This is a genomic window from Pseudomonas imperatae (genome assembly GCF_057128625.1).
In genome coordinates this window covers 174904-199372 of sequence record NZ_JBSKHP010000003.1, presented here as the reverse complement: position 1 = coordinate 199372, position 24469 = coordinate 174904, and the positions used below count along the sequence as shown (strand labels likewise).

Sequence of the window (24469 nt, the reverse complement as noted above, 5' to 3'; positions counted from 1 at the left end):
AAAAAAAGCCCCGCCAAATTGGCGGGGTTGAGGTACGAGCGTGGCGCTCGGAAAAAACAGGCCGCCCCCCACGTGGGGAGGCGGCGAACAGCGGTTTACAGCAGCATGGTGCGGATGTCGGTCAGCAGGTCGCCCAGGCGCTTGGTGAAGCGCGCGGCCGCGGCGCCGTTGATCACGCGGTGATCGTAGGACAGCGACAGTGGCAGCATCAGCTTGGGTTGGAAGGCCTTGCCGTCCCACACAGGCTGCATGGTGGCCTTGGACACGCCCAGGATCGCCACTTCCGGCGCGTTGACGATCGGCGTGAAGCCGGTGCCGCCAATGTGGCCGAGGCTGGAGATGGTGAAGCACGCGCCCTGCATGTCGTCGGCCGAGAGCTTCTTGGTCCGGGCTTTTTCAGCCAGGGCCGCGGCTTCGGCAGCCAGTTGCAGCAGGCTCTTCTGGTCGACGTTCTTGATGACCGGTACCAGCAGGCCTTCAGGGGTGTCTACCGCGAAGCCGATGTTGACGTACTTCTTGCGGATGATGGCCTTGCCGCTCGGGGCCAGGGACGCGTTGAAGTCCGGCAGCTCCTTGAGCAGGTGGGCGCACGCTTTGAGCAGCAGCGGCAGCACGGTCAGCTTGACGCCAGCCTTCTCGGCCACGGCTTTCTGCGCGACGCGGAAAGCTTCCAGCTCGGTGATGTCAGCCTGGTCGAACTGGGTGACGTGCGGCACGTTCAGCCAGCTGCGGTGCAGGTTGGTGGCACCGGCCTGCATCAGGCGGGTCATCGGCACTTCTTCGATTTCACCGAAGCGGCTGAAGTCCACGACCGGGATCGGCGGGATGCCGGCGCCGCCGGTAGCGCCGGCTGCAGCAGCAGGGGCTTCCTTGGCCTTGGTCATGATCGACTTCACGTAGGCCTGAACGTCTTCCTTCAGGATACGGCCGTGTGGACCGGTGGCGCTGACAGCGCTCAGCTCGACGCCGAACTCGCGGGCCAGCTGGCGAACCGCCGGGCCTGCGTGAACCTTGGCGCCCGACGCGGCAGCCGGGGCGGCAGCGGCAGGGGCTGGGGCGGCCGGGGCCTTGGCAGCCGGGGCTGCGGCAGGCGCGGCGGCGGCCGGTGCGGCAGCTGGGGCCGGGGCAGCAGCGGGGGCTGCGCCTGCGACTTTCAGCTTGAGGATCAGGTCGCCGGTGCCGACTTCGTCGTCCAGCTTGACGCTGATGCTCTCGACCACGCCTGCGGCAGGAGACGGGATCTCCATGCTGGCCTTGTCCGATTCCAGGGTGATCAGCGATTGGTCGACTTCGACGTTGTCGCCGACCTTGACCGACAGCTCGATGATCTTGGCCTTGCCCGACGAGCCGATGTCCGGCACGTGGATGTCCTGCACGCTAGGCGCAGCGGCGGCAGCGGCTGGCGCCGGTGCAGCAGCAGGTGCCGGAGCAGCGGCAGCAGCAGGTGCGGCCGCCTGGGCCGGTGCAGCGGCTGAGGCAGCGCCCGCCACCTTCAGCACCAGGATCAGGTCGCCGGTACCCACTTCGTCGTTCAGCTTGACGCTGATGCTTTCCACCACGCCGGCTTCCGGCGACGGGATTTCCATGCTGGCCTTGTCCGATTCCAGGGTGATCAGCGACTGATCAGCCTCGACGGTGTCGCCGACCTTGACCGAGATCTCGATGATCTGGGCCTTGCCCGACGAGCCGATGTCCGGCACGTGCACGTCCTTGCTGGCGGCAGCAGCGGCCGGGGCCGGTGCTGCAGCTGGCGCAGGGGCCGCGGCTTGTGGCGCAGCAGCCGGGGCGGCAGCGGCAGGCGCAGGCGCCGCGGGTGCTGCGGCAGCACCCTCGACTTCCAGCTCCAGCACGTCGTCGCCTTCTTTCAGGCGGTCGCCCAGCTTGACCTTGATGGCCTTGACCACGCCGGCCTTGGGAGCAGGGATTTCCATGCTCGCCTTGTCCGACTCCAGGGTCAGCAGGCTCTGGTCGGCTTCAATGCGGTCGCCGACCTTCACCAGCAATTCAATTACTTCACCCTCACCGCTGCCGATGTCAGGTACGCGAATGATCTCGCTCACGAAAATTCTCCTCAGCAGTCCAGTGGGTTGCGTTTCTCGGGGTCGATACCGAACTTCACGATGGCCTCGGCCACCACTTTAGGTTCGATGTCGCCACGATCAGCCAAGGCTTCCAGGGCAGCCAGCACGACGAAGTGGCGGTCGACTTCGAAGAAGTGACGCAGCTTCTTGCGGCTGTCGCTGCGACCGAAGCCATCGGTACCCAGGACTTTGAATTCCTTGGAAGGAACCCACTGACGGATCTGCTCGGCGAACAGCTTCATGTAGTCGGTGGAGGCGATGACCGGGCCCTTGCGGCCAGTCAGGCACTCTTCGACGTAGGTGGCGCGAGGCTTCTGGCCTGGGTGCAGGCGGTTGAAGCGCTCGGCGGCCAGGCCGTCGCGACGCAGTTCGTTGAAGCTGGTGACGCTCCATACATCGGCGCCGACGTTGAACTGCTCGCGCAGGATCTTCGCCGCCTCGCGGACTTCGCGCAAGATGGTGCCCGAACCCAGCAGTTGTACGTGGTGGGCCGCTTCCTTCTTGTCTTCTTCCAGCAGGTACATGCCCTTGACGATGCCTTCCTCGACACCGGCCGGCATGGCTGGCTGCTGGTAGGACTCGTTCATCACGGTGATGTAGTAGAAGACGTCCTGCTGCTCTTCGGTCATCTTCTTCATGCCGTCCTGGATGATCACCGCCAGCTCGTAGCCGTAGGTAGGATCATAGGTGCGGCAGTTCGGGATGGTGGCAGCCAGGATGTGGCTGTGACCGTCTTCGTGCTGCAGGCCTTCACCGTTCAGGGTGGTACGGCCGGCGGTGCCGCCGATCAGGAAACCACGGGTGCGGCTGTCGCCAGCGGCCCAGGCCAGGTCTCCGATACGCTGGAAGCCGAACATCGAGTAGAAGATGTAGAACGGCAGCATTGGCTGGTTGTGGCTGGAGTACGAAGTACCGGCAGCGATGAACGAGCTCATGGCGCCAGCTTCGTTGATGCCTTCTTCAAGGATCTGACCTTTCTGGTCTTCCTTGTAGAACATCACCTGGTCTTTATCGACCGGCTCGTACAGCTGGCCGACGGAAGAGTAGATGCCCAGCTGGCGGAACATGCCTTCCATACCGAAGGTACGGGCTTCGTCCGGGATGATCGGGACGATGCGTGGGCCGATTTCCTTGTCCTTGACCAGCTGCGCCAGGATGCGCACGAAGGCCATGGTGGTGGAGATTTCACGGTCGCCCGAGCCGTCCAGGATAGCCTTCAGGGTATCCAGTGGCGGGGTCGGCACGCTGAAGCTGTTGGCGCGACGCTGTGGCACGAAGCCGCCCAGTGCGTTGCGACGGTCAGCCAGGTAACGGGCCTCGGCGCTGTTTGGCTCTGGCTTGAAGAACGGCAGGTTTTCCAGCTCTTCATCCTTGACCGGGATGTCGAAGCGGTCACGGAACAGCTTCAGGCTGTCGACGTCGACCTTCTTGGTGTTGTGCGCGGTGTTCTTCGCTTCGCCCGCACCGGTACCGTAACCCTTGATGGTCTTGGCCAGGATGACGGTAGGTTGTTCCTTGTGGTTGACCGCTTCGTGGTACGCCGCGTAGACCTTGTACGGGTCGTGGCCGCCACGGTTGAGCTTCCAGATCTCGTCGTCGGACAGGTCGGCAACCATCGCCTTGAGTTCAGGCGTGTTGAAGAAGTGCTCACGTACGAAGGCGCCGTCTTTGGCCTTGTAGTTCTGGTACTCGCCGTCGATGACTTCGTCCATGCGGCGTTGCAGGATGCCGTCGACGTCCTTGGCCAGCAGTGGGTCCCAGAAACGGCCCCAGATGACTTTGGTAACGTTCCACTGGGCGCCGCGGAACACGCCTTCCAGTTCCTGGATGATCTTGCCGTTGCCGCGAACCGGGCCGTCGAGGCGCTGCAGGTTGCAGTTGATGACGAAGATCAGGTTGTCCAGCTTCTCGCGGCCGGCCAGGGAGATGGCGCCCAGGGATTCGGGCTCGTCGCACTCGCCGTCGCCCAGGAAGCACCAGACTTTCTGCTTGCCTGGCTGGATGAAGCCGCGGTGCTCCAGGTACTTCATGAAGCGTGCCTGGTAGATCGCCTGGATCGGGCCCAGGCCCATGGATACAGTCGGGAACTGCCAGAAGTCAGGCATCAGCCAAGGGTGCGGGTAGGACGACAGGCCCTGACCGTCCACTTCCTGGCGGAAGTTGTTCATCTGGTCTTCGGTGATGCGGCCTTCCATGAACGCGCGGGCGTAGACGCCTGGCGAGGTGTGGCCCTGGAAGTAGATCAGGTCGCCGCCGTGCTCGTCGGTCGGGGCCTGGAAGAAGTAGTTGAAGCCGATGTCATACAGGGTCGCACTGGAAGCGAAGCTGGAGATGTGACCGCCCAGGTCCGAATCCTTGAGGTTCGTGCGCATAACCATTGCCATGGCGTTCCAGCGCACCAGCGAGCGAATGCGGCGTTCCATGAACAGGTCGCCAGGCATGCGTGCTTCGTGGGTGACAGGAATGGTGTTGCGGTACGGCGTGGTGATTGCGTAGGGGAGTTGCGAACCACTGCGGGTGGCCAACTCGCCCATGCGAGTCATCAGGTAGTGAGCGCGGTCTTCGCCTTCTTTGTCGAGAACCGACTCCAGGGCGTCCAGCCATTCCTGGGTTTCGACGGGATCGAGGTCTTGCATGGCTTGCTCCAGGGCGGAAAGGCTTCCAGAATCGAAGCCTGAGTTTGCGACGGCCTTGTGGGCAGACGATATAGATTCTTGGATTACCGGGGGTTGTGCCGGCGTCGTGTAGTTTTACTACAAATCGTTCGTCATTTCATGCGTTGACATTGCGACCATCGTAGTAAAACTACAGGCAGAGGGCTTTTGGCCACCTGTCCCGTTGTGAGAAAAATCGATAACGTGGGTTAAAAACAAGTCCTCGAAAGGTTGAGTGCGATGCTTTCTGCCAGGAAATACGAATTTTCAGCTATTTCTAACTTTTGTACGACAGTCCAACCGGCGCGAATCAAACGCCCGGTGCCGTGCAACCCCCTTCGCACGCCGATCAAGGATAGACCATGAGCCTGCCAACAACGGTGCAATTGCCGGCCATTTTGACGCAACTTGTTGCGCGCAATCGCCAGACCTTCGAAGCCGCCGTGGCCACTACCGAACGTGCCGGCGAGCTGGCCAATTGGCCTGCAGCGACCTGGCAGGCGTTCGACCATGTGTGCGCCGCCAGCGACTTCGTCATCCAGCAGGCCAGCGCCACGCCCACGCTGTTGCTTGACCTGGTGGCCAGCGGCGAACTGGACCGCAGCTTCGCCGCCGGCGAGTTGCGCGCACAGCTTGCCGCCGCCGTGGCCGCCGCCGGCAGCGACGATGAACTGGGCCGCCAGCTGCGCCGCCAGCGCGCGCGCCAGCAGGTGCGCATCATCTGGCGCGACCTGACGCGCCAGGCCGACCTGGTGCAAACCTGCCGCGATTTGTCCGACATGGCCGACGCTGCAATAGATGAAGCATATAAATGGTTGTATAGACGTCACTGCGACCAATTCGGCGTGCCCAAGGGGCGGCGCACGGGCGAAGTGCAGCAGATGGTCATCCTGGGCATGGGCAAGCTGGGGGCAGTGGAGCTGAACCTGTCCTCGGACATCGACCTGATTTTCGCCTACCCCGAGGGCGGCGAGACCGAGGGCGTGAAGCGCCCGCTGGACAACCAGGAGTTCTTCATTCGCCTGGGCCAGCGGCTGATCAAGGCGCTGGACCCGGTGACCGTCGATGGCTTCGTGTTCCGCGTCGACATGCGCCTGCGCCCCTACGGCTCGGCCGGCGCCCTGGTGCTGAGCTTCAACGCCCTGGAACAGTACTACCAGGACCAGGGCCGCGACTGGGAACGCTACGCCATGATCAAGGCGCGGGTGGTGGCCGGCGACCAGCAGGCTGGCGCGCAGTTGCTGGAGATGCTGCGGCCGTTCGTGTACCGCCGCTACCTGGACTTCTCCGCCATCGAGGCGCTGCGCACCATGAAGCAGTTGATCCAGCAGGAGGTGCGGCGCAAGGGCATGGCCGAGAACATCAAGCTGGGCGCCGGGGGCATCCGCGAGGTGGAGTTCATCGCCCAGGCGTTCCAGCTGATCCACGGCGGCCGCGACCTCAGCCTGCAACAGCGGCCGTTGCTCAAGGTGTTGGCCACCCTGGAAGGCCAGGGCTACCTGCCGCCTGCGGTAATCGCCGAACTGCGCGAGGGCTACGAGTTCCTGCGCTACACCGAGCACGCCATCCAGGCCATCGCCGACCGCCAGACGCAGATGCTGCCCGATGGCGCAACCGACCAGGCGCGCATCGCCTTCATGCTCGGTTTCGCTGACTGGAACAGTTTTCACGAGCGCCTGATGCACTGGCGCGGCCGTATCGACTGGCACTTCCGCCAGGTCATCGCCGACCCCGATGAAGACGAGGGCGACGAAGGCGAGGTGGTAGTGGGCGGCGAGTGGCTGCCGCTGTGGGAAGACGTGCAGGACGAAGAGGCAGCCTGCCGGCAGTTGCAGGACGCCGGTTTCAGCGACGCCAGCAAGGCCCTGCGGCAGTTGGCCGGCCTGCGTGCCAGCCCGCAGCTGCGCGCCATGCAGCGCATCGGCCGCGAGCGCCTCGACGCGTTCATCCCGCGCCTGCTGGCCCAGGCCGTGGAACACGACAACCCGGACCTGGTGCTGGAGCGCGTGCTGCCGCTGGTGGAGGCCGTGGCCCGGCGTTCCGCCTACCTGGTGCTGCTGACCGAAAACCCCGGTGCCCTGCGCCGGCTGCTGACCCTGTGTGCCGCCAGCCCGTGGATTGCCGAGCAGATCGCCCGCTACCCGCTGTTGCTGGACGAGCTGCTGAACGAAGGCCGGCTGTTCAATCCGCCGCTGGCGCCGGAACTGGCCGCCGAGCTGCGCGAGCGGCTGACGCGCATCCCCGAGGACGACCTGGAGCAGCAGATGGAGGCCCTGCGCCACTTCAAGCTGGCCCACAGCCTGCGCGTGGCGGCCTCGGAAATCGCCGGCAGCCTGCCGCTGATGAAGGTCAGTGATTACCTGACCTGGCTGGCCGAGGCCATTCTTGAACAAGTCTTCATGTTGGCCTGGCGCCAGACCGTGGCGCGCCACGGCCTGCCGCAGCGGGCCGACGGCAGCCCCTGCGATCCGGGTTTCATCATCGTCGGCTACGGCAAGGTCGGTGGCATCGAGCTGGGCCACGGCTCGGACCTGGACCTGGTGTTCATCCACGACGGCGACCCCACCGCCGAGACCGATGGCGCCAAGCCCATCGACGGCGCGCAGTTCTTCACCCGCCTGGGCCAGCGCATCATTCACCTGCTGACCACGCAGACCAACTCAGGGCAGTTGTACGAGGTGGACATGCGCCTGCGGCCCTCTGGCGCCGCGGGTTTGCTGGTCAGTTCCTTGAACGCCTTCGGTCGTTACCAGGAGCACGAAGCCTGGACCTGGGAGCACCAGGCGCTGGTGCGCGCGCGGGTGCTGGTGGGCTGCAAGCACGTGGGCACCGCCTTCGAGCAGGTGCGCGCGCAGGTGCTGGGCCGCGAGCGCGATTTGCCCAAGCTGCGCGCCGAGGTCAGCGAGATGCGCGCCAAGATGCGCGACAACCTGGGCACCAAGGCCACCGCCGCCGGCACCGGGGCCAACGCCTTCGAGCCGGGGGCGCCGTTCGATATCAAGCAGGACGCCGGTGGTATCGTCGATATTGAATTTATGGTGCAATACGCGGCCCTGGCGTGGTCCAGGGATTATCCGGCGTTGCTGAAATACACCGATAATATCCGCATTCTGGAAGGGCTCGAGCAGGCCGGGTTGATACCCGCCACCGACGCGAGCCTGTTGCGCGAAGCCTACAAGGCCTACCGCTCGGCCGCCCACCGCCAGGCCCTGCAGAAGCAGGCCGGGGTGATCGGCGGGGATCAGTTTGTCGCCCAGCGTAGGGAAGTGCTGCGCATTTGGGCCGAAATGGGCTTGAGTTGATGTAGCAGGGCTGGGAGGCCTGGAAGGCCTGAAAGGGGCGCAGGCGGTCAATCTGCGCCTGACCAAAAGACAAGACGGGGAGGCCAGGCTGTACACCAACGGCCTGCTGCCTCCTCGGTCGTTTCTGGAAAAAGCATGAAAATTCTGATCATTGGACCCAGCTGGGTCGGCGACATGGTGATGGCGCAGACACTGTTCCAGTGCCTCAAGGTGCGCCACCCCGACTGTGTGATCGATGTGCTGGCGCCCGAGTGGAGCCGGCCGATCCTGGAACGCATGCCCGAAGTGCGCCAGGCCTTGAGCTTCCCGCTCGGCCACGGCGCGCTGGAACTGGCCACGCGGCGCACCATCGGCAAGTCGCTGAAGGGGCAGTACGACCAGGCGATCCTGCTGCCCAACTCGCTGAAGTCGGCGTTGGTGCCGTTCTTTGCCGGCATCCCGAAGCGCACCGGCTGGCGTGGCGAGCTGCGCTATGGCCTGCTCAATGATGTGCGGCGCCTGGACAAGGCCCGGTACCCGTTGATGATCGAACGCTTCATGGCCCTGGCCTTCGAGCCAGGCGCCGAGCTGCCCAAGCCGTACCCGCGCCCCACCTTGCGCATCGACCCGGCCAGCCGCGACGCGGCCCTGGCCAAGTTCGGCCTGGTGCTGGACCGGCCGTTACTGGTGCTGTGCCCCGGTGCCGAGTTCGGCGAGGCCAAGCGCTGGCCGTCGGAGCACTATGCCAAGGTCGCCGAGATGAAAATCCGCGAAGGCTGGCAGGTGTGGCTGTTCGGCTCGAAGAAGGACCACCCGGTGGGCGAGGCCATCCGCGGCCGGTTGATCCCGGGCCTGCGCGAAGAGTCGGTGAACCTCAGCGGCGAGACCTCGCTGGCCGAGGCCATCGACCTGATGAGCTGCGCCGACGCCGTGGTGTCCAACGACTCGGGCCTGATGCACGTGGCCGCAGCGCTGAACCGCCCGCTGGTGGCGGTGTACGGCTCGACCTCGCCGGGCTTCACGCCGCCCCTGGCCGACCAGGTGGAAGTGGTGCGCCTGGGCCTGGATTGCAGCCCGTGCTTTGACCGCACCTGCCGCTTCGGCCACTACAACTGCCTGCGCCTGTTGGAGCCGCAACGGGTGTCCGATGCCCTGCAGAAGCTGGAAGGGCCGGCCACGGTCGAACTGACGGTCGGGGTCGATTAAGTTGCGGGTACTGTTGATCAAGACCTCGTCCCTGGGCGATGTCATCCATGCGCTGCCGGCGCTGACCGATGCCGCCCGGGCCATCCCGGGCATCCGTTTCGACTGGGTGGTGGAAGAAGGCTTCGCCGAGATCCCCACCTGGCACCCGGCTGTGGATAAAGTCATTCCGGTGGCCATCCGCCGCTGGCGCAAGAACGTCTGGGAAACCATCAAGAGCGGCCAATGGCGGCGCTTCAAGCAGGCGTTGGGCGAGCGCAAGTACGACCTGGTGATCGATGCCCAGGGCCTGCTGAAAAGCGCCTTGCTGACCCGCTATGTGAAAGCACCGATCGCCGGCCTGGACCGTGAGTCGGCGCGCGAATCCCTGGCCAGCCGCTTCTACGACCGGCGCCTGGCCGTGGGCCGCGGCCAGCACGCGGTGGAGCGCCTGCGCCGGCTGTTCGCCCTGGCGCTGGGCTACGACCTGGCCCCCGGCCCGGGCGAATACGGTCTGGCGGCCGAGCGCCTGGGCAACGGCAAGTCGCGCGTGCCCTACGTGGTGTTCCTGCATGGCACCACCTGGGACACCAAGCACTGGCCCGAGATCTACTGGCGCGAAATGGCCGAGCGCTTGGGCCATGCCGGCATCGAAGTGCGCCTGCCCTGGGGCAACCCGGTGGAGCATGAGCGCGCCGAGCGCATTGCCGCAGGCTTGAAAAACGCCGTGGTGCTGCCCAAATTGAACCTGGCGGGCGTGGCGAAAGTGCTGGTGGCGGCGCGCGCCTGCGTGGCGGTGGACACCGGCCTGGGCCACCTGGCCGCAGCGCTGGACGTGCCGACCATTTCCCTGTTTGGCCCTACCAACCCGGGGCTGACCGGGGCCTATGGCCGCGACCAGGAGCACCTGGCCAGCGACTTCGCCTGCGCCCCGTGCCTGTCCAAGACCTGTACCTATCAGCCGACGCCGGAAGACCAGCGTCGGTTCGATCTTAAACGCGAGTGGCCCCTGTGCTTCACTCGCCTGAATCCCGAGCGTGTGGCGAGCCGACTAAGCGCATTGTTACTGGCTGAGGATCTTCGTTGATGCAACTGGCGTTTGTTCTATACAAGTATTTCCCGTTTGGCGGGCTGCAGCGCGACTTCATGCGCATTGCCCTGGAGTGCCAGAAGCGCGGGCACCAGATTCGCGTGTACACGCTGATCTGGGAGGGCGAGGTGCCGCCCGGTTTCGAGGTGCTGGTGGGCCCGGTGAAGGCGTTCTCCAACCACCGCCGCAACATCAAGTTCAGCGCCTGGATGGACAAGGACCTGGCCAAGCGCCCGGTCGACCGCGTGATCGGCTTCAACAAGCTGCCGGGCCTGGACGTGTACTACGCCGCCGACGGCTGCTACGAGGACAAGGCCCAGACCCTGCGCAACCCCATGTACCGGTTCTGGGGCCGCTACCAGCATTTCGCCGAGTTCGAGCGCGCGGTGTTCGCGCCCGAGGCCAAGACCGAAATCCTGATGATTTCCGAGGTGCAGCAGCCGCTGTTCATCAAGCATTACCACACCCCGCTGCAGCGCTTTCACCTGCTGCCGCCGGGCATTTCCCTGGACCGCCGGGCGCCGGCCAACGCCGCGCAGATCCGCGCCGAGTTCCGCGCCGAGTTCAAGCTGGGCGCCGACGACCTGCTGATGGTGCAGATCGGCTCCGGCTTCAAGACCAAGGGCGTGGATCGCAGCCTCAAGGCCCTGGCGGCGCTGCCGCCGGAGCTGAAGAAGCGCACGCGGCTGTTCGTCATCGGCCAGGACGAGCCCAAGTTCTTCCAGCTGCAGGCTGCTGCCCTGGGCCTCAGCGACCAGGTGGAGATCATGAAGGGGCGCAGCGATATCCCGCGCTTCCTGCTGGGCGCCGACCTGCTGATTCACCCGGCCTACAACGAAAACACCGGCACCGTGCTGCTGGAAGCCGCCGTGGCCGGCCTGCCGGTGCTGGTGTCGGCGGTGTGTGGCTACGCCCACTACATCGCCGAGGCCGACTGCGGCCTGGTGCTGGACGAGCCGTTCGAGCAGGCGCAATTGAACCAGTACCTGGTGCGCATGCTCAGCGATGGCCAGGCGCGCGCCGACTGGGGCCGCAACGGCCTGGCGTTCGCCGACAGCGCTGACCTGTACAGCATGCCGCAGCACGCCGCCGACGTGATCCTGGCCGGAGCCGCCTCATGAAGCTGATCCTTGCCGAGCCGTTCAAGACGCTGTGGGCCGGACGCGACCCGTTCGAGGCCGTGGAGGCCTTGCAGGGCGAGGTGTACCGCGAGCTGGAAGCGCGCCGCACGCTGCGCACCGAAGTGGATGGCCGCGGCTATTTCGTCAAGATCCACCGCGGCATCGGCTGGGGCGAGATCGTCAAGAACCTGGTCACCGCCAAGCTGCCGGTGCTGGGCGCCGGCCAGGAATGGCAGGCCATCGAACGCCTGCAGCAAGCGGGCGTGGCGACCATGACTGGCGTGGCCTACGGCGAGCGCAACAGCAACCCGGCCGACCAGCATTCGTTCATCATCACCGAAGAGCTGGCGCCGACCGTCAGCCTCGAAGACTACAGCATCAACTGGCGCGCCGAGCCGCCGCAGCCGCGCCTCAAGCGTGCGCTGATCGCCGAGGTGGCGCGCATGGTCGGCATGATGCACCGCGCGGGCGTCAACCACCGCGACTGCTACATCTGCCACTTCCTGCTGCACACCGACAAACCGGTGACGCCGGACGATTTCAAGCTATCGGTGATCGACCTGCACCGCGCCCAGACCCGCTCGGCCATCACCCGCCGCTGGCGCAACAAGGACCTGGCCGCGCTGTATTTCTCGGCGCTGGACATCGGCCTGACGCGCCGCGACAAGCTGCGCTTCCTGCGCGGTTACTTCCAGCAGCCGCTGCGCCAGGTCCTCAAGGACGAAGCGCGCCTGCTGGCCTGGCTGGAAGGCAAGGCCGAGAAGCTCTACGCGCGCAAGCTGCGCTACGGGGATGCGCTCTGATGGCGGGTTGGAACCTGGCGCCGGAATACGCGCACCTGCACGCCGAGTTCGGCACCCTGGACGCGGTGTTCGCGCTCAAGGGCGAGCACCTGACCCGCGACCCGCTGTCGGAAGTCAGCCGCGTCAACGTCGCTGGCGTGAACTACTACGTCAAGCGCTACACCGGCGCCGGCAAGGGCCTGCGGCGGTACCTGGGGCGGCCACGGGTGAAGTCCGAGTGGCAGAACCTCAAGCGCTTCGCCAAGTGGGGCATTCCCACTGCCGAGATCGTCGGCTGGGGCCTGGAGCGCAAGGGCGCGGCCTTCCACCGTGGCGCGCTGATCACCCGCGAGTTACCCAACACCGTGGACATGTCGGCGCTGGCCGACCAGCACGACCCGCGCCTGCAAGACCGCGCCTGGGTCGATGTCATCAGCCGCCAGCTGGCGCGCGCCACGCGGGCGATGCACGACGAGCACTTCACCCACAACGACCTGAAGTGGCGCAACCTGCTGGTGGACGACAAGAACACGCTGTTCTTCATCGACTGCCCCAACGGCGCGTTCTGGGTCAGTTTCTGGCTGCGCTACCGTATCACCAAGGACCTGGCCTGCCTGGACAAGGTGGCCAAGTACCAGCTGTCCAACACCCAGCGCCTGCGTTTCTACCTGCAGTATCGCAACCGCAAGCACCTGAACGCTTCGGACAAGCGCCGCATTCGTCACATCATCACGTTTTTCGAGGGCCGCGAATGAGCGACTTCATCGCCGACGCCGAGCAGGGTTTGCTGCAGCGTCATGGCCTGGACAGTTTCGATGCGCTGTGGACCCTGCAGCTGGACCCGGTGGACGAGCCCAACACCGCCCGCGGTGGCTACAGCCAGGTGTTCCGCCTGGAGCTGGAAGGCAAGGGCTACTACCTCAAGCGCCAGCGTGGCTACCTGACCCGCACCTTGCACCACCCGCTGGGCGAGCCGACGTTCTCCCGCGAGTTTCGCAACATCCGGCGCTACCAACAGCTGGCGATTCCTGCGTTGCAGGCTGCCTACTACGGGCAGCGCAAGCTGGACGGCGACCTGTGCGCCATCCTCATGACCCGCGCGCTGGACGGCTGGACTGACCTGGACGCGCTGTTGCTGGATTGGAGCGCCTCCACGGCCTCGCGGCGCCAGGCCATCCTGGCTGCCTGCGGCACGCTGGCGCGCACGCTGCACGGTGCCGGCCAGGTGCATGGCTGCTTCTACCCCAAGCACATCTTCCTGCGCCAGGGTGCCCACGGCTACCAGGCGCAGCTGATCGACCTGGAGAAAACCCGCCCGGCGCTGTTTGGCCGGCGTGATCGCGTGCGCGATCTGGAGCCGCTGCTGCGCCGCGCGCCCATGTGGGGCGAGGCCGACATTCGCGTGTTCCTGGCCGCCTACCTGAACCAGGACGCCGCCAGCCCGCTGGTGCGGGACTGGCTGCAACGCCTGACCCGCCGCCGCAGCCACAAGGAGGGCCGCTGATGCGCCTGTCCGAACTGACCAGGGCCGGCCGTGCGCCGGCCTTGCCGTTGAGCCTGACCCTGGCCGACGCCGCTGGCAGCGCCGAACTGCAACTGCTGAGCCTGCTGCGCGTACTCCCCGGCCAGCGGTACGTCGGTGCCGGCGTGTGGCGTGGCCGCACGGTGCTGGCCAAGCTGCTGGTGGGGCCCAAGGCGGCGCGACACTTCCAGCGTGAGCGCGATGGCGTCAAACACCTGGCCTCCCAAGGCCTGACCACCCCGCAACTGCTGGCCGAAGGGCTGCAGGACGGTGAGGGCGGCTGGCTGCTGTTCGAATACCTGGAAGGCGCACAAAGCCTGGCCCAGGCCTGGGCAGCGGTGGAAAACCTGCCGGTGCTGGCCGATGCGCAGACCGAGGTGCTGGGCGAGGCCCTGGCCGCCGTCGCCGCCATGCACGCCAAGGGCCTGTGGCAGGAAGACTTGCACCTGGACAACCTGCTGCGTCACGACGGCCAGCTGTACCTGATTGACGGCGCCGGCATCTGCGTGGAAGAACCCGGCAAGCCGCTGTCGCGCCAGCGCGTGCTGCAGAACCTGGGCGTGTTCTTCGCCCAACTGCCCAAGCCGTTCGAGCCCTTCATCGAAGAACTGCTGGTGTATTACCTGCTGGCCAACGGTGAGCACGCGTTGCCGCTCGAAGCCCTGCTCAAGCAGGTCGATAAGGTGCGCGCCTGGCGCCTGAAGGATTTCCTGGCCAAGGTGGGCCGCGAGTGCAGCCTGTTCGCCGTCAAGCGTGGGGCGTTCATGCTGCGCGCCATCCGTCGCGGGGAGGAGCCGGCCATGCTACCGGTGCTGGCCCAGGCCGACGCCTTGCTGGACCAGGGCCACCTGTACAAGACCGGCGGCGCTGCCAGTGTCGGCCAGGTGCAGGTGGGCGGCCGGCCGCTGGTGATCAAGCGCTACAACATCAAGCACTTCGCCCACTGGCTCAAGCGCTTCTGGCGCCCCAGCCGCGCCTGGCATTCGTGGGTGCAGGGCAACCGCCTGGCGTTCCTGGGCATCGCCACGCCCAAGCCGCTGGCCGTGCTGGAGAAGCGCTTCCTGTGGCTGCGCCGCAGCGCCTACCTGGTCACCGAACACCTGGCCGGCCCCGACCTGATCGAGCGTTTCGCGCCCTATGTGGATAACGCCGCCGTGCCGGAAGCCGAACTGACCGCCCTGGACCAGTTGTTCGCCGACCTGACCCGCGAGCGCATTAGCCACGGCGACCTCAAGGGCCACAACCTGTTCTGGGACAGCGGCCGCTGGGCGCTGATCGACCTCGATGCCATGTGCCAGCACAGCAGCCAGGCCAGCTTCGCCCCGGCCTACGCCCGCGACCGCGCGCGCTTCCTGCGCAACTGGCCAGCGGACAGCGCCCTGGCCCGAATGCTGGACCAGCGCCTGCCGCGTTTGCCCTGACGCCGCCTGCGGCAGCTGCTACGCCAATCTATGTAGCAGCGGCGGGGCGGCCATCCGCCGAAGGCCGCGTCATTGGCTTAAAACCCGTATTCCAACCCCACCCCCGCATACCACGACCGCCCCGGCGCCGCCTCGTAGTAGCGCTTGTTGCTGTCGCCCACGATCACCGAGCCCACGTACTGGCGGTCCAGCAGGTTGTCCAAACGCACGATCTGGTGGAAGGTCCAGTGGTCGACTTTCTGTTCGAAGCGCGTGCGCAGGTTGAACACCGCATACGAGGGCGCAGCCTTGTCCTGGTTGGTGTCCTCGACGTAGACCTTGCTGCGGTACATGCCTTCCAGCGCGGTGCTGACCCAGTCCTGCGGCTGCCATTTCAACTCGCCGAACAGGGTGTCCTTGGGCACGCCGGGCAGGTAGTTGCCCTTGTCCACCTGCCTGGCGGTGGTGCCGCTGCCGCTGGTGAAGTCGCTGTCGTAGGTGGCATTGAGGTGGGTGTAGGCCAGTTGGGTGCTCCAGGTGGGCGTCAGCTGGCTGTCCAGCGACAGCTCCAGGCCGCGGCGCAGGGTGCGGCCGGCGTTCTGGTAGCTGGTGCGGCCGTCGGTGGATTCGGCCACCACCAGCTCGTCGTCGGTGGTGATCTGGAACAACGCCGCGTTGATGCGGGTGCTGTCGCCGACCTTGGCTTTCAGGCCGATTTCGTACTGGCGGCTTTCCGAAGGCTTGAGGTTGAAGTTGAAGCCCTCGACGTTACCCGGCGCGTAGGCCATTTCCGCCTGGGTCGGGGTTTCGAAGCCTTTGCCGGCGCTGACGTAGCCATGCAGGTTCTCGGTGAAGGCGTACATCACGCTCAGCGACGGGGTGTTCTGCTGGTAGTCCTTGCTGCCGCTGGCGTCGCCGTTGCTGAGGAACTTGTCGTCCACGTCCATGCGCATGGTGCTATGGCGGACGCCGGCCTGCAGGGTCCAGTCGCCCAGGGCCCAGTTGGCCTGCACGAAGGGGTCGAGGCTGGTGGCGGTGTCGATCTCGTCGCGGGCCATGGCGCCTTTCACGCCCAGGGTGCTGCCCACGTAGTTCTGGTAGCCCTGGCGGTCGTCCTGGCTGCGGTCGTAGTCCAGGCCGGCAATGAGCTTCAGGTCGCCGGGGGCGGCCAGGATCGGCTGAATCCAGTGCAGGCTGCCGCCGTAGAAGGTGCGGTCGAAGTTGACCACGCCGCCGCCACGGGTGTCCGCTGGCGTGCCTTTGGGAATCGACAGGTACTGAATCACGCTGCGCGTGCCGTAGTAGCTGGTGACCTGCAGCGTCGCGTCGCCAATGTAGCGCTCGTAGTTCAGCCCCAGTTGCTGGTGGTCGATGCTCTTGCGCGTGTTGTAGTTCAACGCTGCAGCGGCCACCGAGCGCGGGTCGGCCTTGTAGGCGTCCCAGGTCTGGCCCAGTGGGTCCTGGGTGCCGTTCTGCTCCAGGCTGCTGTAGATCAGCGCCAGCTTGCTGTCTTCGTCGGGCTTGAGGTTGAGCTTGGCGAAGGTGGTGTCCCGGCGTGCGGCGCTGTGGTCGCGGTAGCCGTCGGTGTCCATGCGCGAGGCGTCCAGCACGAAGCCGGTGTCGGCGTCGATGCCGCCCTCGGCGTACACGTGGTGCTTGCTCATGCCATCGCTGCCCATCACCGTCTCGGCACCCACCTTCGGCGCGCCGCTGCCGTCGCGGGAGAACATCTGGATAACGCCGCCGGCGTTGCTGCCATACATGGTGGCCGCCGGCCCGCGCAGCACCTCGATGCGCTCGGCGGTGTCGAGGTTGAACGTCGCTGCCTGGCCCTGGCCGTCCGGCGTGCTGGCCGGAATGCCGTCGGCAATCAGCTTCAACCCGCGCACCCCGAACGCCGAGCGCGCGCCAAAGCCGCGCGAGGAAATCTGCAGGTCCTGGGCGTAGTTCTGGCGGTTCTGCACCACCAGCCCGGGAATGCGTTGCAGCACCTCCGAGGCATTGATGCCCAGCTGCCCGTCGTGAATCTGCTCTGCACTGACGCTGTCCACCGAATAGGGCAGGTCAAAGCTGCTGTTCTCGCTGCGCGCGCCGCTGACCACCACCGAATCGAGCACGATCTCGGGCGTATCGGCCTGGGCCAGGGGGCTGGCCAGCAACAGGCCGGTGAGCAGGGAGCGACGGCGCAGGAAGGGTGGGGCAGAAGTCATCGTGGGGAAAGGTCCGCAAGTGAAGATATGTACTGAATCGGACAAGTTTACCAACTCTGAAGCCCAACCGGTCCCGTAGCAGCTGCCGCCAGGCTGCGCCTGCCGCGCGCGACGTGCCTGGATAACCGCAGCGCCTGTGACGCGGCCTGGCGGCCGCTGCTACGGGGTTTGGGCTTGGTCCTACGATTGTGTGGGAAATGGCTGGCTTTCAGGGAGCAAGGTTCACCCTAGGCTCCGGGTTCCCAATCTGGAGGATCGCTTCATGCTAGTTCGCGGTGCATTGCTACTGAACCTAACGCTGTTGGCGGGGTGTGCGGAATTCGAAGTGGTAGACCCGGCTGATCGCTGGCCGGAGCCGGTTCAACCGTACCAATGCCAGGGCGATGGGGCGCGGTTTGGGTGTGCGCATAAGTGGCCGGGGTATACGGAGGATTATCGGCTTCGTCGGCGCAAGTAAGGCATTTGGGCATCATGGCGTAGGAAAAATCGCTCAACTACATCGGATCCACCTTTCGTTGTCGACGGAATCTGCTGACTTCCTCCCGCAGGTTTCCATGCGCCTAATACCACCCTCTTACCCTGCAAGCGGTGGCGCGATGTGTAGATTCATCCTCTTATCTGTGGGCGGCTTCCTCCTCACCGGCTGCGCCCTTATGGAATGGGCCGCCGACCAGGGCTTCGGCTGGCACCCAGGCGACGCCCGCCAGCGGTTCAAGTGCGACATGGACCCGCTCAAGCCCGGCTGCGCCTACTACCAGCGTGAATACAAGGAACAGCTGCTGAAATGGCGTGAGCCGCCGGCGCTTCTTGAGCAGGAGGGCTGAGCCCCGCGACACCCAGGCAATGCCCCCATATGCAGCCGCCACCGTGAATGCGCTATAATCCCGCCCTTTCGCCGCCGACAGCCCCACGGCCCTCGGCGCATATATTCCGTTGAAAGAGGCTAGACCCTTGGCATTGACGATTCTTGGCCTGTCCGGCGCCCTTAGCCATGATCCTTCCGCAGCCCTGTACATCGACGGCAAGCTGATCGCGGCTGCCGAAGAAGAGCGCTTCGTTCGTGACAAACATGCAAAGAACCGCATGCCCTATGAGTCGGCGAAGTTCTGCCTGGAGCAGGCCGGCATCAAGCCTTCCGACGTTGACGTGGTGGCGATTCCGTTCGCGCCCATCAGCCTGTTCGGCAAGGCCCGCTGGCACTACGCCAAGCGCTACTGGTACGCACCGGACCGCGCCCTCGACGCGCTGCTGATGGGCAACCGCCGCTACAAGCGCTACCGCAACAAGATCGTGTGGTGCCTGGAGCAACTGGGCTTCGACCCGAAGAAAATCAAGATCGAGCCGGTGGAACACCACCTGGCCCACGCCTCCAGCGCCTACCACTGCTCGGGTTTCAAGGAAAAAACCGCGATCCTGGGTATCGACGGCAAGGGTGAGTACGCCACCACGTTCTTCGGCTACGGCGAGAACGGCAAGATCCACAAGATCAAGGAATTCTTCGACCCGGATTCGCTGGGTGGCCTGTATGGCGCCATCACCGAGTTCCTGGGCTTCGAAATGCTCGACGGCGAGTTCAAGGTCATGGGCATGGCGCCGTACGGCGACGCCAGCAAGTATGACTTCTCGCGCCTGGCCAGCTTCGAGAACGGCGAACTGGTGATCAACACCGACTACGCCAACGTCGTCGGCATCCGCCGCTACAAGGAAAAAGGCAAGGGCTTCTACTTCTCGCCCAAACTGATCGAGTGGCTGGGGCCCAAGCGCGAAGGCGACATCGCCGACGAGCCGTACATCCACTACGCGGCCAGCATGCAGGCGCTGTTCGAGAAGCTGGCGCTGCAGATGATCGACTACTACCTGGGCGACGTGCTCAAGGAAACCGGCAAGCTGGCGTTCGCCGGCGGCTGCGCCCTGAACGTCAAGCTGAACCAGAAGATCATCGCCCGCAACGACGTGAAGGAGCTGTTCGTGCAGCCCGCTTCCGGCGACGCCGGCACCGCCGTGGGCGCTGCCGCCTACGTGTCCCACGCCCGTGGCGTGCCGGTCGAGAAGATGGAGCACGTCTACCTCGGCCCGTCGTACAGCAACGAAGACGTAATCGCCGCCTGTGCCCGTCACCCGGACAAGCCGGCGTTCCGCAAGCTTGAGAACATGCCCGAGCAGATCGCCCAGATCATGGTCGACGGCAACCCCGTGGCCTGGTTCCAGGGCCGCATGGAATTCGGCCCGCGTGCCCTGGGTGGTCGTTCGATCATCGGCTGCCCAAGCGTGCCGGGCGTGGCCGACCGCATCAACCACCAGATCAAGTTCCGCGAGCGCTGGAGGCCTTTCTGCCCGTCGATGCTCGACACCGTGGCCCCGCAGATGATCAAGATCGACCACCCGGCGCCGTTCATGACCTTCACCTTCGAAGTGGCTGAAGAGTGGAAGACCCGCGTGCCGGAAGTGGTGCACGAGGACGGTACTTCGCGTGCCCAGGTGCTCAAGCGCGAATACAACCCGCGCTACTACGACATGATGAAGGCACTGGAAAACCTGACCGGCAACGGCGTGTCGCTGAACACCTCGCTCAACCGCCGCGGCGAGCCGATGATCTGCTCGCCTACCGACGCCCTGAACATGTTCTTCGGTTCCGACCTGCAGTACCTGATCATGGAAGACATCCTGGTGGTCAAAGACGGCGCGAACGCTTATGACACGCTCGGCTGAGCGTCATGTGCTGCAGTTCTGCCACGGCTATGACGGGCCGTTCCTGGACTGCGCACGGCAATACGCCAGCCTCTTCGCCGGTACCGGCTATCGCGTGACCACGGTCTTTTTGACCGGGGTCGCCGACCCGCAGGTGGCGGCGGGCTGCGCCAGCGATGAAGTGCTGTTCATGGAATACAGTTCCAAGGCCATTCGTGGCCTGAAGCTGGGCGCCATTCGCGACTTGCGCAAGATTGCCGCCAGTCGCGACTTCAGCTTCTGCATCGCCCACCGTTTCAAGCCCATCTACATCACCCTGCTGGCCACCGCGTTGCCGGTGATCGGCGTGCACCATGCCTTCGGCGACTACCAGCGTGGCTCGCGCAAGCTGTTCGCGCACCTGTTCCGCAAGCGCCTGAGCCTCCTGGGCGTGTCGGACGCGGTGCGCGACGACATGCGCCAGTGCCTGCCCAAGTGGCCGACCGGGCGCATCCGCACCCTGTACAACCGCATCGACGTGGCCGCGCTGCAAGCCAGCCAGCTGCCTGCGGCCCAGGCGCGTGAAGCGCTGAAGCTGGACGCCGATGCCTGGATTGTCGGCAACGTCGGCCGCCTGCACCCGGACAAGGACCAGGCCACGCTGCTGCGTGGCTTCGCCCAGGCGCTGCCAACGCTGCCGGCCAGTGCACAGCTGGTGATCATGGGCACCGGGCGCCTGGAACAGGACCTCAAGGAACTGGCTGCGGAGCTGAAAATCAGCGAACGTGTGCGCTTCCTGGGGCAAGTGCCGGAAGCGCGGCGCTATTTCCGCGCCTTCGACGTGTTTGCCTTGAGCTCGGACAACGAGCCGTTCGGCATGGTGCTGCTCGAAGCCATGGCCGCCGGCGTGCCGCTGTTGGCCACGGCCTGTGGCGGTGCCAAGGAAGTGGTCGAAGGGGTGGGTATCCTGTTCCCCTTCGGCGACGCCGAACACCTGGCCCAGGCGCTGGTGCACCTGTCGACGCTGGACGGCGAACAACGCCAGGCCTGCGCCGACCTTATGCTGCAACGCCTGGCCGAGCGTTTCTCGGACCAGGCCGTACGCGAGACTTTCTGGCGCTTGCCGCAAGTCACCGACATTACTGCGGAGGCTTGATGCTCAACCGTTTTCAAGGCTGGCGCGAGCGCGGCTGGACCCAGATCGACGCTGGCACTTATGCACAGGCATGGCAGCGTTTTGGCGGTAGCGTGGCCACCCACCCACTGGTGGTGGAGCGCCTGGCCGGTTTGGCCGGGATCCCGGTGCGCTACCTGGGCTGGGAGCAGGCGGGCGAGCTGCGCGCGGCCATTCCTACCTGGGGCCGCTCGCTGGCCTTGTCCAAGGACGAGCTCAAGCGCGCGGGCAAGAAAGGCCTGTTCGACCTGGGCAACGCCGAGCTGATCCTGCCCGCCGCCAGCGACGCCCAGGCGCCGCTGCGGCATGCCGGGCGCTACCTGTCGGAACTCAACCAGGGCCGTTTCGCCACGCTCAAGCCCCAGGCTGAATCGCTGGCCATGGCCCGCACCCCCGAAGACCTGTCGAAGAAATTCCGCTACAACCAGCGCCGCGAGCTGCGCCTGCTGGAAGAGGCGGGCGGGGTGGTGCGCCCGGTCAGCGACTTCAGCAGCAGCGAACTTGCCGCCATGTACTGCGACCTGTTCCTGCGCCGCTGGGAATTCCCGGCCACCGGCGCCGAGCACATGGCCGAGGTGGTGGAGCTGTTGCGCGAGCTGCTGATCGGCTCGGTGCTGTTCCTCAACGACGCGCCCATCGCCATCCAGCTGGTTTATCGGGTGGAGGCGCCCGAGTGGGTCAGCGTCGAATACATCAACGGCGGCGTCGACCCGCAGACCCGTGCCTTCAGCCCGGGCAGCGTGCTCAGCTTCCTCAACACCCAGGCTGCGTGGGAAGATGCCCGTTTCCTTGGCAAGGCGTTGCGCTTCTCCTTCGGCCGCGCTGACCGCGAGTACAAGGATCGTTGGTGCAACCCGGTACCGGTATTCCAGATTTGAGCCGAAAACAGCAGCTCCTCAAGCGTCATCGTCGCAACAAGCGCCTGGCCCTGCTGGCAGGGCTGGTGGTGTTGGTCCTGCTGGGCGTACTGGTGAAGTGGTGGCTGGCGCCGCTGCTGGCCGTGCTGGCGTGGGTGGCTCACGAGGCCTGGTTTGCCGACCACCTGTTCTACGCCCCTGGCGACGACTACCAATACAACTTTGGCGACAGCGCCACGCAGCCGGCCGTGACCCTGGCCGACGGCCGCCTGCGCCTGGGCGAGCCGCTGGCATTGGACGGCAGCGAGACGCTGGTGCTGGCAGTCAAGGTCAAGGCCGGCTGGCTGGGGCGTTTCGTCGATCCGTGGGTGGAAATCAGCGGTGGCGGCCAGGCTGACCGCCAGGCCTTCGAGCGTGGCGTCGATGGCCTGCGCTACCTGAACCTGAGCAGCTTCGGCCCGGCCCTGGCGGCGGGCGAGCTGCAACTGCGCGGGCGTCATTGCCGCCTGCAAGGCGAGCCGCAGGCGTGGCTGTGGCGCCACCCGGACCTGCGCCAGCAGCGCGTGATGGTCATCGCTCCCCATGCCGACGACGCCGAACTGGCAGCTTTCGGCCTGTACAGCCAGGCGGATACCTGGGTGGTCACCCTAACCGCAGGTGAGATCGAAGCCGAGCACTACCAGGCCATGGGCCTGCCCATGGCAGACGCCGCGCGCCTCAAGGGCCGCCTGCGCGCCTGGGACAGCATCGCCGTGCCGGCCTGGGCCGGCGTGGCCCAGGAGCGCTGCGTGCAGCTGGGCTATTTCTGCCTGCAGCTACCCGCCATGCAGGCCGCGCCTGACCAGCCGGTGGCGTCCCGCGAGGCGCAGCTGGACGACACCCGCCTGTTCCGCCAATACAACCGCATTGCCCTGCCCGGCGATGATGGGGTGCCCAGCTGGAACAACCTGCTGGCCGACCTGCGCGCGCTGATCGAGCTGGCGCGCCCCGAGGTGCTGGTGATGCCCGATGCGGCCATCGACCCGCACCCGGATCACATCTGCTCACAAACTGCCGTGCTGGAAGCCTTGCAGGGCACTGGGTGGCAACCGCACACTTTGTTGGGTTATGCCAACCACCTGCATGACAACGACCGCTGGCCCATGGGCGATGCGCATGCCGGTGTCAGCCTTCCACCTTTTTTTGATGCGTCGCAGGTTATGGTGCCGCTCAGCCTGGAACTGGCCCCCACCGTGCAGGTGGACAAGGCCATGGCCCTGGGCATGATGCACGACTTGCAGCCGGCGCCGCCGTTCAAGCGCAAGGTGCGTCGCTGGTTGCAGCAGCTGCTGGCCGGGCGCCGCTGGCCGCCGTATGGCGAGAATGAATTCATGCGCAAGGCCGTGCGCCGCCATGAGCTGTTTTGGATCGGTTCGCCGTCGCGGAGTAAATGATGAAGGTCCTGTTTCTGGTTCAAAAAGAGCAGCGGGTGATCCTGGACCGCCTCTATCAGGCCGTGGCCGACCATTGCGAGTGCGACCTGCGCTGGCTGGACAGCGCCGACCAGCGTGACCTGCGTGGCTACTTCCGCCGTGAGGTGGACGCCAGCCAATATCACCGCATCCTGTTTTTCCTGCGTTTCAAGCAGGAGATCCGCCAAGTGGCGTTCATCCGCAGCGTGCCCAACCTGGTGATCCTGGAGCACGACGCCTACCAGAACTACATTGATTGCAAGTACACCGGCAAATTCAGCCGGCACTACCGCAACATTCCCTGGGTGCGGGTGATCAGCTCCGGCTACCAGGTCACCCAGCGCCTTGCGCAGGAGGGCTTCGACGCCGCCTTCGTGGCAAAAGGCTATGACCAGACGTTGCTCCGTGACCTGGGCGTGGAACGTGACATCGAATTGGCATTCGTGGGCAGCACCGGCAGCGTCGCCTACAGCGGGCGCAAGGCGCTGCTGGATGAGCTGGGCGCGTGTGAAAATCTGCTGGTGACCCGAACGAAGTCCGGTGACGACTATCTGAATACCCTGAACCGTATTCGCTTCTTCGTCAGCGCCGACGTGGGCATGGGCGAGTACATGATCAAGAATTTCGAAGCGATGGCGTGCGGGTGCGTGCTGCTGGCCTACGATCAAGGTGAGGCAGAGAACCGTGCGTTGGGCTTCGTCGACATGCACAACCTGGTGCTGTACACCTCGGTAAGCCAGTTGCAGGAAAAGCTGCAAGCGTTACGCGCCAATCCGCAGCTGGTGCGCGCCATCGCGCAGAACGGCAAGGAGCTGGTGGAGAGCCGCTACGGTTTCGATCGTATCGGCGCGCAGATTGTCGAGGCCATGCAGGCGCCGCTGCGTCCATCTAGTCTTGAGGGAAGCCTGGGCGAGTTCTGGCTGCGGGTGCGCCGATGGGTGTCAGGATAGGGTGTCTACGCAAGGCGGTGACACAGGGATAGGGACCGTTGGACGAA

The 24469-nt window shown here is 65.4% G+C and carries 17 protein-coding genes; 14 read left to right on the top strand and 3 right to left on the bottom strand.

The window, feature by feature from the left end:
* Positions 1–95: 95 nt before the first annotated feature.
* Together aceF and aceE are read right to left on the bottom strand one after the other, a co-directional pair.
* Positions 96–2060 carry a dihydrolipoyllysine-residue acetyltransferase gene (gene aceF, locus ACWKWX_RS05575; protein ID WP_483827183.1) on the bottom strand — a complete coding sequence of 655 codons (1965 nt, stop codon included), beginning with the start codon at positions 2058–2060 and terminating at the stop codon, positions 96–98.
* 11 nt (positions 2061–2071) lie between these two features.
* A complete protein-coding gene (aceE, locus tag ACWKWX_RS05570; RefSeq protein ID WP_416422095.1) occupies positions 2072–4717 on the bottom strand; it encodes a pyruvate dehydrogenase (acetyl-transferring), homodimeric type in 2646 nt (881 codons plus the stop codon).
* A gap of 380 nt (positions 4718–5097) precedes the next feature.
* Between aceE and glnE the strand changes: the two genes are divergently transcribed.
* From glnE to ACWKWX_RS05530, 8 genes are all read left to right on the top strand, one after another.
* Positions 5098–8037, top strand: coding sequence for a bifunctional [glutamate--ammonia ligase]-adenylyl-L-tyrosine phosphorylase/[glutamate--ammonia-ligase] adenylyltransferase (gene glnE / locus ACWKWX_RS05565; protein ID WP_483827182.1), 2940 nt, complete (start codon positions 5098–5100; stop codon positions 8035–8037).
* 135 nt (positions 8038–8172) lie between these two features.
* Positions 8173–9222 (top strand): lipopolysaccharide heptosyltransferase II, encoded by a 1050-nt coding sequence (gene waaF, locus ACWKWX_RS05560; RefSeq protein ID WP_416422097.1) that lies wholly within the window; start codon positions 8173–8175, stop codon positions 9220–9222.
* Between the two features lies 1 nt (position 9223).
* Entirely contained in the window at positions 9224–10285 is a 1062-nt protein-coding gene (gene waaC / locus ACWKWX_RS05555) for a lipopolysaccharide heptosyltransferase I (protein WP_416422098.1), read from the top strand.
* Positions 10285–11409, top strand: coding sequence for a glycosyltransferase family 4 protein (locus ACWKWX_RS05550; protein ID WP_416422099.1), 1125 nt, complete (start codon positions 10285–10287; stop codon positions 11407–11409). The genes waaC and ACWKWX_RS05550 overlap by 1 nt, the downstream gene beginning before the upstream one ends.
* On the top strand, positions 11406–12212 hold the full coding sequence (gene rfaP, locus ACWKWX_RS05545; protein ID WP_483827181.1) for a lipopolysaccharide core heptose(I) kinase RfaP: 807 nt from the start codon (positions 11406–11408) through the stop codon (positions 12210–12212). Before ACWKWX_RS05550 ends, rfaP begins: the two co-directional genes overlap by 4 nt.
* Positions 12212–12946: a lipopolysaccharide kinase InaA family protein gene (locus tag ACWKWX_RS05540; RefSeq protein WP_473005171.1), complete on the top strand. Its 735-nt coding sequence runs from the start codon at positions 12212–12214 to the stop codon at positions 12944–12946. Before rfaP ends, ACWKWX_RS05540 begins: the two co-directional genes overlap by 1 nt.
* On the top strand, positions 12943–13695 hold the full coding sequence (locus ACWKWX_RS05535; RefSeq protein ID WP_483827180.1) for a lipopolysaccharide kinase InaA family protein: 753 nt from the start codon (positions 12943–12945) through the stop codon (positions 13693–13695). The genes ACWKWX_RS05540 and ACWKWX_RS05535 overlap by 4 nt, the downstream gene beginning before the upstream one ends.
* The gene (locus tag ACWKWX_RS05530) at positions 13695–15134 is read left to right on the top strand and encodes a lipopolysaccharide kinase InaA family protein (protein ID WP_483827179.1); all 1440 of its coding nucleotides are present in this window, start codon (positions 13695–13697) and stop codon (positions 15132–15134) included. The genes ACWKWX_RS05535 and ACWKWX_RS05530 overlap by 1 nt, the downstream gene beginning before the upstream one ends.
* Before the next feature lie 77 nt (positions 15135–15211).
* On the opposite strand, the gene ACWKWX_RS05525 is transcribed toward ACWKWX_RS05530, so the two are convergent.
* Positions 15212–17323, bottom strand: coding sequence for a TonB-dependent receptor family protein (locus tag ACWKWX_RS05525; protein WP_483827178.1), 2112 nt, complete (start codon positions 17321–17323; stop codon positions 15212–15214).
* A 653-nt stretch (positions 17324–17976) separates the two neighbouring features.
* Here ACWKWX_RS05525 and ACWKWX_RS05520 point away from each other — a divergent pair.
* The 6 genes from ACWKWX_RS05520 to ACWKWX_RS05495 all read left to right on the top strand — a co-directional run bounded on the left by ACWKWX_RS05520 (position 17977) and on the right by ACWKWX_RS05495 (position 24422).
* The gene (locus tag ACWKWX_RS05520) at positions 17977–18147 is read left to right on the top strand and encodes a hypothetical protein (RefSeq protein WP_483827177.1); all 171 of its coding nucleotides are present in this window, start codon (positions 17977–17979) and stop codon (positions 18145–18147) included.
* A gap of 127 nt (positions 18148–18274) precedes the next feature.
* Positions 18275–20032 (top strand): carbamoyltransferase family protein, encoded by a 1758-nt coding sequence (locus ACWKWX_RS05515; protein ID WP_473005175.1) that lies wholly within the window; start codon positions 18275–18277, stop codon positions 20030–20032.
* Entirely contained in the window at positions 20016–21146 is a 1131-nt protein-coding gene (locus ACWKWX_RS05510; RefSeq protein ID WP_483827176.1) for a glycosyltransferase, read from the top strand. The genes ACWKWX_RS05515 and ACWKWX_RS05510 overlap by 17 nt, the downstream gene beginning before the upstream one ends.
* Complete coding sequence (locus tag ACWKWX_RS05505; protein WP_483827175.1) at positions 21146–22042, top strand: antimicrobial resistance protein Mig-14; 897 nt, start codon at positions 21146–21148, stop codon at positions 22040–22042. Before ACWKWX_RS05510 ends, ACWKWX_RS05505 begins: the two co-directional genes overlap by 1 nt.
* A complete protein-coding gene (locus tag ACWKWX_RS05500; protein ID WP_483827174.1) occupies positions 22039–23454 on the top strand; it encodes a PIG-L deacetylase family protein in 1416 nt (471 codons plus the stop codon). Before ACWKWX_RS05505 ends, ACWKWX_RS05500 begins: the two co-directional genes overlap by 4 nt.
* Positions 23454–24422 carry a glycosyltransferase gene (locus ACWKWX_RS05495; protein ID WP_483827173.1) on the top strand — a complete coding sequence of 323 codons (969 nt, stop codon included), beginning with the start codon at positions 23454–23456 and terminating at the stop codon, positions 24420–24422. The genes ACWKWX_RS05500 and ACWKWX_RS05495 overlap by 1 nt, the downstream gene beginning before the upstream one ends.
* Positions 24423–24469: the final 47 nt, after the last annotated feature.